Origin of the sequence: Vibrio antiquarius, assembly GCF_000024825.1 — a bacterium.
Classification (GTDB): Bacteria; Pseudomonadota; Gammaproteobacteria; order Enterobacterales; family Vibrionaceae; genus Vibrio; species Vibrio diabolicus.
Window position 1 is genome coordinate 2,803,419 of the sequence record NC_013456.1, and the last position, 13,572, is coordinate 2,816,990.

The 13,572-nt window shown below is 44.9% G+C and carries 16 protein-coding genes; 7 read left to right on the plus strand and 9 right to left on the minus strand.

The genetic code is table 11. The features are described 5' to 3' along the window. The first annotated feature begins 6 nt into the window (after positions 1-6). Positions 7-1,395, plus strand: coding sequence for a peptide MFS transporter (locus VEA_RS12930; RefSeq protein WP_005393058.1), 1,389 nt, complete (start codon positions 7-9; stop codon positions 1,393-1,395). A 47-nt stretch (positions 1,396-1,442) separates the two neighbouring features. Here VEA_RS12930 and hemH read toward each other — a convergent pair whose 3' ends face one another. From hemH to htpG, 3 genes are all read right to left on the minus strand, one after another. After that, positions 1,443-2,405, minus strand: a complete 963-nt coding sequence (gene hemH, locus VEA_RS12935) for a ferrochelatase (protein ID WP_006742715.1) — start codon at positions 2,403-2,405, stop codon at positions 1,443-1,445. A gap of 169 nt (positions 2,406-2,574) precedes the next feature. After that, positions 2,575-3,219 carry an adenylate kinase gene (adk, locus tag VEA_RS12940; RefSeq protein WP_005393061.1) on the minus strand — a complete coding sequence of 215 codons (645 nt, stop codon included), beginning with the start codon at positions 3,217-3,219 and terminating at the stop codon, positions 2,575-2,577. Between the two features lie 321 nt (positions 3,220-3,540). Beyond that, positions 3,541-5,445, minus strand: a complete 1,905-nt coding sequence (gene htpG, locus VEA_RS12945; RefSeq protein WP_006742716.1) for a molecular chaperone HtpG — start codon at positions 5,443-5,445, stop codon at positions 3,541-3,543. Between the two features lie 271 nt (positions 5,446-5,716). On the opposite strand from htpG, the gene VEA_RS12950 reads away from it, so the two are divergent. From VEA_RS12950 to VEA_RS12965, 4 genes are read left to right on the plus strand one after another with little or no spacing between them, the layout of a single operon-like run. Beyond that, a complete protein-coding gene (locus VEA_RS12950; protein ID WP_006742717.1) occupies positions 5,717-6,595 on the plus strand; it encodes a transcriptional regulator in 879 nt (292 codons plus the stop codon). Between the two features lie 10 nt (positions 6,596-6,605). Then, on the plus strand, positions 6,606-7,121 hold the full coding sequence (gene toxS / locus VEA_RS12955; protein ID WP_005393067.1) for a transmembrane regulator ToxS: 516 nt from the start codon (positions 6,606-6,608) through the stop codon (positions 7,119-7,121). Positions 7,122-7,167: 46 nt separating this feature from the next. Continuing rightward, entirely contained in the window at positions 7,168-7,923 is a 756-nt protein-coding gene (locus VEA_RS12960; protein WP_012842051.1) for a sulfite exporter TauE/SafE family protein, read from the plus strand. Between the two features lie 21 nt (positions 7,924-7,944). Continuing rightward, the gene (locus VEA_RS12965) at positions 7,945-8,223 is read left to right on the plus strand and encodes an Rdx family protein (RefSeq protein ID WP_005382088.1); all 279 of its coding nucleotides are present in this window, start codon (positions 7,945-7,947) and stop codon (positions 8,221-8,223) included. A 39-nt stretch (positions 8,224-8,262) separates the two neighbouring features. Here VEA_RS12965 and yfcE read toward each other — a convergent pair whose 3' ends face one another. The 6 genes from yfcE to VEA_RS12990 form a co-directional block, all read right to left on the minus strand. Further along, positions 8,263-8,808, minus strand: coding sequence for a phosphodiesterase (yfcE, locus tag VEA_RS12970; protein WP_005393071.1), 546 nt, complete (start codon positions 8,806-8,808; stop codon positions 8,263-8,265). A gap of 64 nt (positions 8,809-8,872) precedes the next feature. After that, a complete protein-coding gene (locus VEA_RS23450) occupies positions 8,873-9,082 on the minus strand; it encodes a hypothetical protein (protein ID WP_005393073.1) in 210 nt (69 codons plus the stop codon). A 149-nt stretch (positions 9,083-9,231) separates the two neighbouring features. Continuing rightward, complete coding sequence (locus VEA_RS12975) at positions 9,232-9,639, minus strand: CBS domain-containing protein (RefSeq protein WP_005393075.1); 408 nt, start codon at positions 9,637-9,639, stop codon at positions 9,232-9,234. Then, positions 9,636-9,986: a P-II family nitrogen regulator gene (locus tag VEA_RS12980; protein WP_005393077.1), complete on the minus strand. Its 351-nt coding sequence runs from the start codon at positions 9,984-9,986 to the stop codon at positions 9,636-9,638. The genes VEA_RS12975 and VEA_RS12980 overlap by 4 nt, the downstream gene beginning before the upstream one ends. Further along, positions 9,976-10,767: a DUF1538 domain-containing protein gene (locus VEA_RS12985; RefSeq protein ID WP_005393079.1), complete on the minus strand. Its 792-nt coding sequence runs from the start codon at positions 10,765-10,767 to the stop codon at positions 9,976-9,978. Before VEA_RS12985 ends, VEA_RS12980 begins: the two co-directional genes overlap by 11 nt. Continuing rightward, entirely contained in the window at positions 10,764-11,498 is a 735-nt protein-coding gene (locus VEA_RS12990; RefSeq protein WP_005393081.1) for a DUF1538 domain-containing protein, read from the minus strand. The genes VEA_RS12985 and VEA_RS12990 overlap by 4 nt, the downstream gene beginning before the upstream one ends. Positions 11,499-11,750: 252 nt before the next feature. Here VEA_RS12990 and VEA_RS12995 point away from each other — a divergent pair, with 252 nt between their 5' ends. Together VEA_RS12995 and VEA_RS13000 are read left to right on the plus strand one after the other, a co-directional pair. Further along, a complete protein-coding gene (locus VEA_RS12995; RefSeq protein WP_005393083.1) occupies positions 11,751-12,665 on the plus strand; it encodes a TIGR01777 family oxidoreductase in 915 nt (304 codons plus the stop codon). 40 nt (positions 12,666-12,705) lie between these two features. Then, positions 12,706-13,533: an SDR family oxidoreductase gene (locus VEA_RS13000; RefSeq protein WP_006742719.1), complete on the plus strand. Its 828-nt coding sequence runs from the start codon at positions 12,706-12,708 to the stop codon at positions 13,531-13,533. The last annotated feature ends 39 nt before the right edge of the window (positions 13,534-13,572 follow it).

Sequence of the window (13,572 nt, forward strand, 5' to 3'; positions counted from 1 at the left end):
GAGCTTATGTCAAACCAACATCAATATTTCGGCCACCCTCGTGGCTTGTTCTTATTGTTCGGTACTGAACTGTGGGAACGCTTTTCTTACTACGCAATGCGCGCCATTCTAGTACTTTACCTTACAGATACAACGATGAATGGCGGCCTTGGCTGGTCAACCAAAGACGCACTAGACCTATACGGTATTTATACTGGTCTTGTGTATATCACACCTCTCATCGGAGGTTACTTAGCGGATAACTATCTAGGTCAACGCCGTTCAATTTTGCTTGGTGGCGCGTTAATGGCTATCGGCCAGTTTACACTCGCACTTCCTGCTGACGCTCTGGGTATTGGTTCGCTACACAGTTTCTATTTAGGTCTTGGTCTGCTTATCACTGGTAACGGCCTCTTTAAGCCGAATATCTCAACCATGGTTGGCGATTTATATAAAGAAGGTGACAACCGTCGTGACGGCGCATTCACTATCTTTTATATGGGTATCAACTTAGGTGCGTTACTTGCCGGCGTCGTTTCTGGCTCTGTGACAACCTCTTACGGTTGGAAAGCCGGTTTTGTGGCCGCAGGTGTAGGTATGATTATTAGCTTAGTGATGCAAATGGTGCTAGCTCAGTCTTGGCTTGGTGACATCGGTCGCGAGCCCGCAGCAAAACGAGATCTAAGCAACAAAAACTCCACCACGAAGCAACCCCTAACGAAAGAAGAAGTAAACCGACTAAAAGTAATTTTGGTCATGAGCTTATTCACTATCGTCTTCTGGGCTGGCTTTGAGCAGGCCGGTGGCCTAATGAACATCTACACTCAACAATATACTGATCGTATGATTGGTGGTTTTGAAGTACCTGCTGCGTGGTTCCAATCGCTAAACCCATTTTTCATTATTACCCTAGCACCAGTTCTGGCGGTCCTTTGGGTAAAACTGGGGAAACGCGAACCTACGTCGCCAGTGAAATTTGCGATGGCACTATTTTTCTTGGCAATTGGCTTCCTATGTATGGTTGGCGCTGTGCTAGAACAAGGTGGAGACACAACGGTAAAAACATCAATGTTGTGGCTGGTGGGTGCTTTCTTCTTCCACACCTTGGGCGAACTGTGCTTATCTCCAATTGGTCTTTCACTAGTGACCAAGTTAGCACCGCTTCGCTTAGCTTCACTCATGATGGGTGCATGGTTTGGCTGTAATGCGATTGCAAACTACGTTGCGGGCTATGTGGGATCTCACGTAGGAGAATTGGGCGCAATGGCTATCTTTAGTGGCATTGCAGTCAGCGCTACCGTGAGTGGCGTCATCCTACTTCTGTTCTCGAATACGCTCGTTCGCTGGATGCATGGTGCAGAGAATACTCACAGCACAGCAGAACAAGTAGAAGAGCAGCAAGTACAAGTCGCTTGATCGTTCTACAAAAAATGAAAGGGTCGCTTTTGCGACCCTTTTTGTACCTAAAGCTTAGAGTGAACTAACTCAGCCATCATTTCTATATGAAGCTCACTATCGTTCAAACAAGGAATGTAAGTAAAGCTTTCACCACCTGCTTCAAGGAAAATCTCTTTACACTCTTCCGAGATCTCTTCCAACGTTTCTAAACAATCCGAAGAGAATGCTGGTGTCACTACATTGATATTTTTTACCCCTTTTGCAGGAAGTGCCTCTAGGGTTTTATCGGTATAGGGCTGTAACCACTCTTCTCGGCCAAATCGAGACTGATACGTCATACCTATCTGTTGCTCGTTTAACCCTAACGCTTCAGCGAGTAAGCGAGTCGTCTCTTCACAGTGCTGAGGGTAAACATCCCCATTATCAGCGTAACGTTTTGGAATACCGTGATAAGAACATAGCAAGTAGTCTCCCTTACCATACTCTTGCCAATGTTCACGAACTGAATGCGCTAACGCTTCGATGTATTTCGGGTGATTGTAGTAATCCCGAATAAAGCTAAAGCCCGGCATCACGGGCAGGTTTTTAAACGCTTTAGTGATTCCGTCAGAAACCGCTGCCGTTGTTGTGCCCGAGTATTGCGGATACAAAGGTAAAACGATGACTTCCTCTACCCCTTGGGCCAATAGCGCTTCAAAACCTGATTGCAAACTTGGATTTCCATAAGTCATGCCAAGTTCGACTGGCATATCAAGCTTTTGAGCCAGCTTTTCTGTTTGACGCTTAGAGTACACCATCAGTGGCGAGCCCTCTTCCATCCAAACTGATTGGTAGAGTTTAGCAACCTTGGGAGCTCGGATTGGAAGGATAACGCCGTGCAATAGCGGACACCAAAGCCATCGAGTCATGTCTACCACTCGGTGATCATGAAGAAACTGACTTAAAAAGCGCTTTACGGCAGGAGCGGTTGGTGCGTCAGGAGTACCCAGGTTCACGAGGAGTACACCCTGTTTATTATTCTCTTTCATAACATCCTATTCATGGTAAACGGCTTAGTTCATATACTTAAATAGCCTCACAGCGCTGCATCGCTGCCACTTGAAGTCATTTAGATATATGTTTACGAGTAAACTAAAAAAAGCGACCACTTGGGTCGCTTTCAATATATCAAAATATTAAATTTTTGACTTCAGCAAATTAAGAGAGTGCTTTCTCGATATCTGCACTAACTTCAGCTACTTGCTTAGTACCATCAAACTTAAGGTACTTAGTGTTGCCTGCTTCAGCTTCTTTACCGTAGTAGTTGATTAGTGGTGCAGTTTGCTCGTGGTAAACACCTAGACGTGCACGTACTGTTTCTTCTTTGTCGTCATCACGAACAACAAGATCTTCACCAGTTACGTCATCTTTACCTTCCACTTTAGGTGGGTTGTAAACAACGTGGTAAGTACGACCAGAAGGAAGGTGAGCACGACGACCTGCCATACGCTCAACAATCACATCATCTGCAACGTCAAATTCGATAACGTAGTCTACATCAACGCCCATTTCTTTTAGGCCGTCAGCTTGAGGAATAGTACGTGGGAAACCATCCAGTAGGAAACCGTTCGCACAGTCTTCTTGAGCGATACGCTCTTTGATAAGGCCAAGGATGATTTCATCAGAAACTAGCTGACCAGCGTCGATAACAGCTTTAGCTTGTTTACCAAGCTCTGTACCTGCTTTGATAGCAGCACGAAGCATATCACCAGTAGAGATTTGTGGAATACCGTATTTTTCCATGATGAAGTTTGCTTGTGTGCCTTTACCTGCACCTGGAGCACCTAGAAGAATGATGCGCATGATTTATCCTCTTTAATATTTAAGATTTATACCGAAGCTCACAATAGCTGGGCTTCTTAGACATCAAACCCGAGAAGCACTCGCAACGATAAGTTTCGGTATAACGTATATAGGCGAGCAAAAATACACGCCTTATTACTCACATTCAAGTCGCAGATTCTATCACAGGTTCGCCGCGCAAAGAGTGTATTAAGACTAAAGAATGTTAACGATACCCTCTTTCACGCCCTATTGATTATTAACTCAACACCTGAGATGCAAAATTTTGCGACAACAAACAAAAAGCTCGCGAAATGCGAGCTTTTTGATGTACTGAGGTTATTACACCTTAGTCAAAAGTTTATTAACAGCTCCTAAGAACTCCGTTGGGTCCTCAATTGAGCCTCGCTCTGCAAGCATTGCTTGACCAAACAGGACTTCTACCCAACGACCAAATGCCTCTTCATCCGCTTCGTCAGCCATGCGCTTAACCAGCTCGTGCTCAGGGTTTAGCTCAAAGATGTACTTCACTTCTGGCACTGCCTGACCCGCCGCTGCAAGAAGCTTCGCCATTTGAGTGCCCATTTCGTAATCGTCCGTTACCACAACAGCAGGTGTAGACGCGAGTTTAAAGGTCGTACGAACTTCTTTCACACGATCACCTAGGTAAGACTTCGTGCGTTCTACAACCGACTTAAACTCTTCTTCAGTTTCTTTCTGCTTCTCTTTTTCTGCTTCATCTTCAAACTGACTTAGATCGAGCCCAGCTTTTGTGATTGACTGGAACTGCTTGCCGTCAAACTCAGTTAAGTAGTTCATCAGCCACTCATCAATGCGGTCGTACATCAAGATAACTTCAATGCCTTTCGCTTTGAACTGCTCTAAGTGAGGGCTGTTTTTCGCAGCTGCATAGCTGTCTGCCGTCAAGTAGTAGATCTTATCTTGACCTTCTTTCATGCGCTCAACGTAAGCAGCTAGACCCACGGTTTGCTCCGCAGAATCCACTTCAGTTGAAGCAAAGCGCAATAGGCCTGCAACTTTCTCTTTGTTTGCGAAGTCTTCTGCCGGACCCTCTTTCATCACAAGACCAAACTCTTTCCAGAATGATTGGTATTTCTCTTCATCATTCTTAGCCATGCGCTCTAACATCGTTAGCACACGCTTAGTACAAGCATTACGTAGAGACTGAGTCACTTTGTTATCTTGTAAGATCTCACGCGATACGTTGAGTGGCAGATCATTGGAGTCTATTAAACCTCGTACAAAACGTAGGTAAGACGGCATGAACTGCTCTGCATCGTCCATAATGAACACGCGTTGTACGTACAGTTTCAAGCCTGATTTGTGGTCGCGGTTCATCATATCCCATGGCGCTTTAGATGGGATGTAAAGCAAGCTCGTGTAATCGTTTTTACCTTCTACACGGTTATGGCTCCAAACCAATGGATCAGCAAAGTCATGTGATACGTGCTTGTAGAACTCTTGATACTCTTCATCTGAGATATCCGATTTATTACGCGTCCACAGTGCTTGAGCTTTGTTGATTTGCTCCCACTTCTTCTCATCCGTTTCTTTGCCTTCGTCATCGCGAACAGCAGTTTGGATTGAAACTGGGATGCCAATGTGATCCGAGTACTTACTGATCACATCACGTAGACGCCATTCATTTAGGAACTCTTTACCTTCTTCACGCATATGAAGAATGATATCAGTACCACGCGATTCTTTAGTGATGTTTTCGATGGTGTACTCACCTTCACCGGCTGAGTGCCATTGTACTGCTTCATCAGCGGCTAGGCCCGCAGCACGAGTGCGTACGGTGACGGCATCAGCAACGATAAACGCAGAGTAGAAGCCAACACCAAACTGACCAATAAGCTGAGAGTCTTTGCTCTGCTCTTCAGACAGCTTTGAGAAAAACTCCGCGGTCCCGGATTTTGCAATCGTACCTAAGTGCTCGATCACATCATCGCGGCTCATACCGATACCGTTATCAGAAATGGTTAAGGTATTTGCGCTTTCATCAAACGACAGTTTCACGCAAAGATCTGCATTACCTTCATATAAGTCTGGGTTAGATAGCGCTTGGAAGCGCAGCTTGTCCGATGCATCTGATGCGTTAGAAATCAGCTCGCGCAAAAAGATCTCTTTATTTGAATAAAGAGAATGGATCATTAAATGCAGTAGTTGTTTTACTTCTGATTGAAAACCACGAGTTTCTTTGTTTTGAGATACGGTTTCGCTCATGTGTGCTCCATAACATCTAAACTAATTGGTTTTTTCATGGAGATAAGTTTGTGACTTTCCCCTTGAAATTACCTTACTGAGATGTCATTTAACATGTGGCTGACAAATGTAAATTCAAGGTCAATATTGCTAAAAACGGTGTTTTTTTAGAAAAATTTAATTATCCTACCAGCCTAAAAGCATCTAAAATGTCGTGCGCACTCCATGCGCTTCGGTAATTTTGTGACATAAATCACTATAATTACAACATCATCCATCTAAGAAGAACTAAATGACTAACATCGGCACCAAATTTCTACTTGCTCAAAGGTTCACCTTTGATCCAAATAGTAATTCGCTCGCTGACCAACAAAACGGCAACGACGTTGTACGATTAGGAAGCAACGAAAGCCGTATACTTCTGATGTTGGCAGAGAGACCAAACGAAGTTTTAACCCGTAACGAGCTTCACGAGTTTGTTTGGCGTGAGCAAGGTTTTGAGGTGGATGACTCAAGCCTGACTCAAGCGATCTCTACTCTGCGTAAGATGTTGAAGGACTCAACAAAATCTCCAGAGTTTGTTAAAACGGTTCCTAAACGCGGTTATCAACTCATTTGTTCAGTGGAACGCTTAAGCCCATTATCTGCTGACTCTAATACTGACGTTGAAGAAGCCACTTCTGAAAATGAAGTGCACGCAGCGGAAATAGAAACAAGTGACGCGCCGTCAGCAGAAGCGGCGACAGACACCACGACTGAAGTAGAGCCTCAAGTAGAACCACCTAAGGCACAGCCAAAACCAGCAGCTAACACAAATAACTGGCTACCGCGTATGATCGTTCTTTTGTCTCTGCTGCTTCCTATTTGTGTATTGCTATTCACCAATCCCGCAGAATCCCAATTCCGTCAGATTGGTGAGTATCAAAATGTACCTGTGATGACGCCAGTGAACCACCCGCAAATCAATAGTTGGTTGCCGTCCATTGAGCAGTGCATTGAACGCTACGTAAAATACCATGCAGAAGATTCAATGCCGGTAGAAGTGATTGCTACAGGTGGCCAGAACAATCAGCTGATTCTGAACTACATTCATGACAGTCAACATTCATATGAGAACGTGACATTGCGTATTTTCGCTGGTCAAAATGACCCAACCGATATCTGTAAATAAGGAGGCCAGAATGAAGATAAAATTAGCATCTGCGGTTTTGGCCGTATCCGTTCTTTTCAGTGGTTGGTTATATTGGGGTAGCGACCTAAAAGTGGAACAGGTCCTCACTGCCAATGAGTGGCAGTCAACCATGGTGACGGTCATTACAGACAGCTTGCCTGACGATCCTGTCGGCCCACTGCGTCGTGTTAATGTTGAATCAAATGTGAAATATCTCCCTAATGGTGACTATATTCGCGTAGCAAATATCAAACTATTCGCTCAAGGTTCAACGGCAGAATCCACGATTAATATCTCGGAAAAAGGGCGCTGGGAAGTCAGTGACAACTATTTGTTGGTTTCGCCTTCTGAGTTTAAAGATATTTCATCTTCTCAATCAAAAGACTTCTCCGAAGCACAGCTACGTTTGATCACTCAAATCTTTAAGCTTGATGCCGAGCAAAGTCGCCGTATTGATGTCGTGAACGAAAAAACGCTATTGCTCACTAGCTTGAACCACGGTTCTTCGGTGCTGTTTAAAAACTAACTTTGATTTGATGATAAGGGGGCAAGACGCCCCCTTTATTTTGCTTATGGATTGGCTAGATACCCTCACCCTCTTTTTCGGCTCACTTATCGCCAATACTCTGGCTTCGCTTTCTGGCGGCGGTGCAGGCTTACTTCAATTCCCTTTGCTCATCTTTCTCGGCTTGCCATTCTCGGTTGCGCTGGGGACACATAAAGTGGCTTCCGTCGCTTTAGGCTTAGGGGCAGCAAGCACACACTTAAAAGCAGGCACAATTAAATGGAAGGTCGCGCTCTACCTTATAGTCTCTGGCAGCATTGGCGTAGTCTTAGGGGCGAACTTAATTGTCCAAATACCTGATGGTATGGCGGAAAAAATGCTAGGGAGCATGATTCTCGCGCTCGGCATCTATTCACGATTTAAGAAATCGTTAGGCCAATCAGAAATAATACGTAACCGTCACCCAATCGGTTGGGTCATCGGCGGTGTCGGACTAATGCTCATCGGTATCATCAACGGGTCGCTGACCGCAGGTTCTGGTCTGCTCGTGACATTATTTTTAGTTCGCTGGTTTGGGTATAACTATAAACAAGCCGTTGCTTACACCATGATTTGTGTCGGGTTGTTTTGGAATGGCATTGGAGGCATTGCCGTCGTCCAAGCTGGCGCTCCGATACATTGGGCTTGGTTGCCTGTTTTATTGTTAAGCTCATTTCTAGGCGGCAGTTTAGGCGCATGGGCCGCGACTCGATACAGCAACCGAGTGATTAAAATTGCATTCGAAATTCTCACGTTTTCCGTGGGTATCAAGTTGCTAGTTTAAACCGATTAAAAGGAAAGTTTCATGGATAAAGCAATCATTGATATTTATTACTGCCGCCAATGCAACTGGATGTTGCGTTCAACTTGGCTATCGCAAGAACTACTGCATACTTTTAGCGAAGAAATAGAAACGATCAGCTTACACCCAGATACGGGTGGTCGCTTCGAAATTTTCTGCAATGGCCAGCAAATTTGGGAACGGAAAAAAGACAGCGGCTTTCCTGAAGCAAAGGTGCTAAAACAGCGCGTAAGAGACATTATCGACCCAGAACGCGATTTAGGACATTCAGACACAAAATAGGGAGCAATTCGCTCCCTATATTTTTACTTAGTAAAACCGTTAAATCATGGTTTGTGCTAATACTTCGCCTTCTGGCGTTTTTACCGTTAGCGTATTGTCTTCTAAAGTACCAAAGCTTCTTGGTAAACCATTACGTGGAAATGTCATCGAGCCTGGGTTAAAAATAATGGCCCCATCTTGCATCTCTGCGACAGGAACATGCGTATGACCGTGGGCGATGATATCACCTTCACGCAGTGGCGGCCGTTTTTCAGAGTTGTACAAGTGACCATGAGTCAAAAAGATTCTCTTACCAGATTCAAGTAGCACCCACGAGTAATCCATCATCATTGGAAACTTCAATAGCATTTGGTCCACTTCACTATCGCAGTTACCACGCACAGAAATAATTTGATCACTGTATTGGTTCAATAGTTCCGCCACCTGAGGTGGGTTGTAACCTTCTGGAATCGGGTTTCTTGGCCCGTGGTTTAGCGTATCCCCCAACAAAATCAGGTGCTCCGCACCAGAGGCTAAAAATAGCTCAATAGTTTCTTTAGTTGCTGGCAAAGAGCCATGCAGATCTGAGGCAAAAAATAGTTTCACGACATCGTCTCCTCACAAAGTACGAGGTCATTCTACGGCATTTTTATGACAGCTCAACCAACGACTACTGATAGCGCAATGATTCAATGACCATAGGCAAAATATAGAACCATGCGGCATACGCAGTTCCAACCAACACCAGTATCCAAAACACCATCGACATAAATTTTGACTTAGCTAGGTGGTGCAGCGGGTCTGGCTCTCCGCATCCTGGACATGCGTGAGCGCGCTTTGAGATTTGTTTCTCACACACAGGGCAAGAGACTAAAGGCATGATACAAATTCCTCGACAATGGACTTAGGGCGCAAAGAATAATGGCGAATTAACACATATGCAACCTAACATATATTAAATATTTTAGTTCTTTGTAACAGTCGCTGACTTGAGAAAAAATGCGTTGATTTTTCATTTATATCAACCTATTACACTTCTTCTCGCACCATGCCATTGATGACAATATTGTTATAACTCACCATGCCAATGACCTCCCCATCTTCAATGACCGGAGCTCGGCTAATGCCAAATCGTTCAAATAGGCGTGCACAATATTTCACATTCATATCAGGGTCGACACACAAAGCGGGCTTGGTCATGATCTCATAAATATTCGTGCGCTGTGGAGAGCGATTATTCGCCAGTACCTTTTTGGCGATATCATTCATCAAGACGATGCCATATTCATCGTTGTCATCTCGCTTTTTCACCACCAGCGCTTTGACTTGGTATTTTTTAGCCAACGTTATGCCTTCATAAACTGTCATTAGCCCATCAACCATGACATAAGTAGCCGCCATTACATCTCGAACTCTAATTATCGTTTGACTGCTCATAACTCATCCTCGACCACTTTGGTCAACGTCTCTACTTGATGCGCGACACCGACTGCATCCTCAATATCGATCTGAATAGCAATGCCCTGCCCCGACTCTCGGTCGAACTCACCAACTTCATTGATGGTTTCTAATATGTGTCGAGAAAGGTGCTCCTCAACGACAAACAGCAGCACATCTTTTTGTACTTCCAGCGTTAAGCCAAAAAACGTTCGCTTTTGATTTAAACCTTGTCCACGAGCGTTATTAATCACCGTCGCACCAGTCGCGCCAGCTTCGCGAGCAGCGTCCAGTACCTTGTCTGTTTTGCTGTCTTCAACAAACGCAAGTATCAATTTAAAGCGCATTTTCTTCGTCCTCCGAGACATCTTTATTCAGCCATTGGGTTATTTGCGCATAGCCCATCACAGAGATCATAGGAAACAGACTGGCAAAAGCGATCAAGCCAAAGCCATCAATCATTGGGTTTCTTCCTGGGACGGTAGAAGCAAGCCCCAGCCCTAGTGCGGTTACAAGCGGAACAGTGACAGTAGAAGTCGTGACGCCTCCAGAATCGTAGGCGAGCGGAACAATAAGCTTTGGCGCATAAAACGTTTGAATCACAACCACGATATAACCCGCAATGATGTAATAGTGGATAGGGTCACCGACAACAATCCGATAGCTCCCTAGCGCGATGCCAATGGCCACCCCAAATGCAACAGCCACGCGTAAGCCGTTAATACTGATACTGCCACCAGAAACTTGGTTTGCTTTTATCGCTACAGCGATTAGAGAAGGCTCAGCAATCGTGGTACTAAAACCGATAAAAAAGGCGAAGGTATACACCCAATAGTAGTCGACCCACACTAAGGCTTTTCCCACAGAGACTTTAAACTCTTGTAAAAATTCCGGCGCCGTCAGTTGCACGGCCATGGTCTCTCCGAGCGGAAACAGAGCCATTTCTAATCCGAGCAAAAAAAGAGCGAGCCCAAGAATCACATAAACAAACCCAAGCAAAACCCTCTTAAGGTTGTTAACTGGACGCCTTAACACCGCTAACTGAAAACCAAAAATAATGCTGGCGATGGGAATGACATCTCGAACGGTCGATAATAAAGTGTCTAGGAAATGTTCAATTGAAATCATGTTACGACCATTCCGTAAACCATCACAAACATCATCGGTAGCAGCGAGGCAAAAGCGATCAAACCAAAACCATCCACCATGGGGTTTCGCCCTTTAATCGCCGATGCTAAACCAACCCCTAGTGCAGTGACCAAAGGCACGGTGATAGTCGACGTCGTCACACCTCCAGAATCATAAGCAACGCCAATAATGGCTTCCGGTGCAAACCACGTCAGGACTACAACGCCGACGTAGCCGCCGATGATCATGTAATGAATTGGCCACCCTTTTAAGATGCGCAGAACGCCAATAACGATGGCGATTCCCACAGAAAGCGCTACCGTTACTCGTAGCCCTTGTCCATAATCCTGCATCGATTGCTCTGAGTTTGGGATCATCCCGCCTTCTGCCGCAACTTCTGATGCTTCTTCTGCTACGGCCGTTAATGCAGGCTCGGCGATCGTGGTGCCAAAGCCTAGACAAAACGCAAAAACTAACAACCAGAATACGCTGCCTTTTTTTGCAAAGGCTTGAGCCATACTCTCTCCGATAGGAAAAAGACCAAGCTCTAGACCAAAAATAAAAAACGTTAACCCTAAAACCACAAGCAATAAGCCAAAAAGAATGGAGATGAGATTAGGAAGTGGCTCTTGCAAAACAACTAATTGAAAAAAAGTGATAACAACAACGATGGGTAGCAGATCGCGAGCACTATTAAGGAGAGCTCGAAAAAGAGCAACAAATGCTTCCATACCTATCCTCCTTGATGGTGCAAACTGATTACGCTTGTTCCGGTAGCGATGTTTTTAGTCTGGCATAGATTTAGTTCTCCTACCGTGAACGAATTAGCGCCATACATAACATTTAGTTACATTTTTTCAATATGTGAAGTCAGTAGCCTCGCTACAGGCTTGCCACTATCCTAGAAATAATAGTGTTGAGATGATCAAGCTCAGCACAAAACGACTATAATGTTCTAATACGTGTACATTCAAAGAGATAACATGAAGATATTACTCACAGGTGGCACTGGGTTTATTGGTTCGGAGTTGCTCAAGCTGCTATCCACTCACCAAGTTATGCTACTTACACGCTCTCCTGAGCAAGCAAAACAACGCCTCCAACACGCTGATTTGGGTAATATCGAATACCTTGACTCGCTTGAGTCATTCGCCGATCTCAATCACATTGATGCCATAATTAATCTTGCGGGTGAGCCTATCGCAGATAAAAGATGGACCAGCGAGCAGAAAGAAAAAATCTGCAAAAGTCGCTGGAAAATTACCGAACAAATCGTTGAACTGATCCACGCCAGCACAGAGCCTCCCGCAGTTTTTATTAGTGGCTCGGCCGTTGGTTACTATGGCGATCAACAAGACCACCCGTTTGATGAGTGCCTGCATGTTAACAGTGAAGACTTTCCTCACGAGGTTTGTGCAAAATGGGAACAAATAGCCAAACGCGCAGAGTCTGAACAAACACGTGTTTGTCTATTGCGAACTGGCGTAGTACTCGGGCTTAATGGCGGTGCGTTGGCAAAAATGCTCTTACCTTACAAACTTGGTGTAGGCGGCCCGCTCGGGAACGGTAACCAGTACATGCCTTGGATTCACATTCTGGATATGGTCCGCGCCATCATGTACTTGCTTGAAACACCACATGCCCACGGTGCGTTCAATATGTGCGCACCTCACCCTGTGACTAACCGTATCTTTAGCGGCACGTTGGCAAAAACGCTCAAACGACCACATATCTTGTTCACGCCTAAATGGGCAATGGAGCTCCTAATGGGTGAATCTTCCTGTTTATTGTTCGATAGCATGAGAGCCAAACCCAAAAAGCTCACCGAACTTGGCTTCAAATTTAGCTACTCCAGAATAGAGCCAGCACTCAAGCACTTGCTTCATGACCGGAGCTGATGAATGATCACCTCATTCAATGTTGCTTGAGGCTTAATTTATGAAAAAGTCGATTCTTATTACGGGTTGCTCAACCGGTATCGGTTACGTGTGCGCTCACGCCCTGCAAAACGAGGGATTTCATGTCATTGCATCTTGTAGGAAAGAGCAAGATGTCCAACGTCTAATTAATGAAGGGCTAACCTGCATCAAGCTAGACCTAAACAGCCCTGAAAGTATTTCTTCGGGCGTGAAGCAAGCATTAGAGCTAGCAGAGGGTAAGCTTTATGCCGTGTTCAATAATGGTGCCTATGGCCAGCCCGGTGCATTGGAAGACTTGCCCACCGAGGCTCTTCAAGCTCAATTTCAGACCAACTTTTTTGGTTGGCACCAGTTAGTCAGAGAAGTGCTTCCTCACATGCACATACAAGGCGAAGGACGCATAATACAAAACAGTTCTGTTCTTGGCTTTGCTGCAATGAAATACCGCGGCGCCTACAATGCGTCAAAGTTTGCCCTAGAAGGCTGGACTGACACACTACGGCTAGAGCTTGCGGATACGAATATCAAAGTGGCATTGATAGAACCTGGGCCTATCGAAACTCAATTTAGAAACAATGCATTAAAAGCCTTCGAGAAGTGGATTGATATTGAATCCAGCCCTCACCGCCTCGCCTATGAAGGACAAAGAGAGCGACTCAACAAAGACAAATCTAATAATCGATTTGTTTTACCTGCAGAGTCCTGCGTCGCACCTGTTCTTCATGCATTAACTAGCGCTTCACCTAAAATTCGCTATCGAATTACTACGCCGACTAAATTATTCGCAGTCTTGAAAAGGTTATTACCAACCCGTGTGCTTGATAAAATTTTGCGACAAGCTGCATAAAAAAGTTTTGTCACAATGTAATTTCATCGTAACAATGTG

Coding starts and splice junctions, on each gene's coding strand:
- VEA_RS12930 (WP_005393058.1), top strand. CDS start 7: ATGTCAAACCAACATCAATATTTCGGCCACCCTCGTGGCTTGTTCTTA.
- hemH (WP_006742715.1), bottom strand. CDS start 2,405: ATGAAAGAGAATAATAAACAGGGTGTACTCCTCGTGAACCTGGGTACT.
- adk (WP_005393061.1), bottom strand. CDS start 3,219: ATGCGCATCATTCTTCTAGGTGCTCCAGGTGCAGGTAAAGGCACACAA.
- htpG (WP_006742716.1), bottom strand. CDS start 5,445: ATGAGCGAAACCGTATCTCAAAACAAAGAAACTCGTGGTTTTCAATCA.
- VEA_RS12950 (WP_006742717.1), top strand. CDS start 5,717: ATGACTAACATCGGCACCAAATTTCTACTTGCTCAAAGGTTCACCTTT.
- toxS (WP_005393067.1), top strand. CDS start 6,606: ATGAAGATAAAATTAGCATCTGCGGTTTTGGCCGTATCCGTTCTTTTC.
- VEA_RS12960 (WP_012842051.1), top strand. CDS start 7,168: ATGGATTGGCTAGATACCCTCACCCTCTTTTTCGGCTCACTTATCGCC.
- VEA_RS12965 (WP_005382088.1), top strand. CDS start 7,945: ATGGATAAAGCAATCATTGATATTTATTACTGCCGCCAATGCAACTGG.
- VEA_RS23450 (WP_005393073.1), bottom strand. CDS start 9,082: ATGCCTTTAGTCTCTTGCCCTGTGTGTGAGAAACAAATCTCAAAGCGC.
- VEA_RS12975 (WP_005393075.1), bottom strand. CDS start 9,639: ATGAGCAGTCAAACGATAATTAGAGTTCGAGATGTAATGGCGGCTACT.
- VEA_RS12980 (WP_005393077.1), bottom strand. CDS start 9,986: ATGCGCTTTAAATTGATACTTGCGTTTGTTGAAGACAGCAAAACAGAC.
- VEA_RS12985 (WP_005393079.1), bottom strand. CDS start 10,767: ATGATTTCAATTGAACATTTCCTAGACACTTTATTATCGACCGTTCGA.
- VEA_RS12990 (WP_005393081.1), bottom strand. CDS start 11,498: ATGGAAGCATTTGTTGCTCTTTTTCGAGCTCTCCTTAATAGTGCTCGC.
- VEA_RS12995 (WP_005393083.1), top strand. CDS start 11,751: ATGAAGATATTACTCACAGGTGGCACTGGGTTTATTGGTTCGGAGTTG.
- VEA_RS13000 (WP_006742719.1), top strand. CDS start 12,706: ATGAAAAAGTCGATTCTTATTACGGGTTGCTCAACCGGTATCGGTTAC.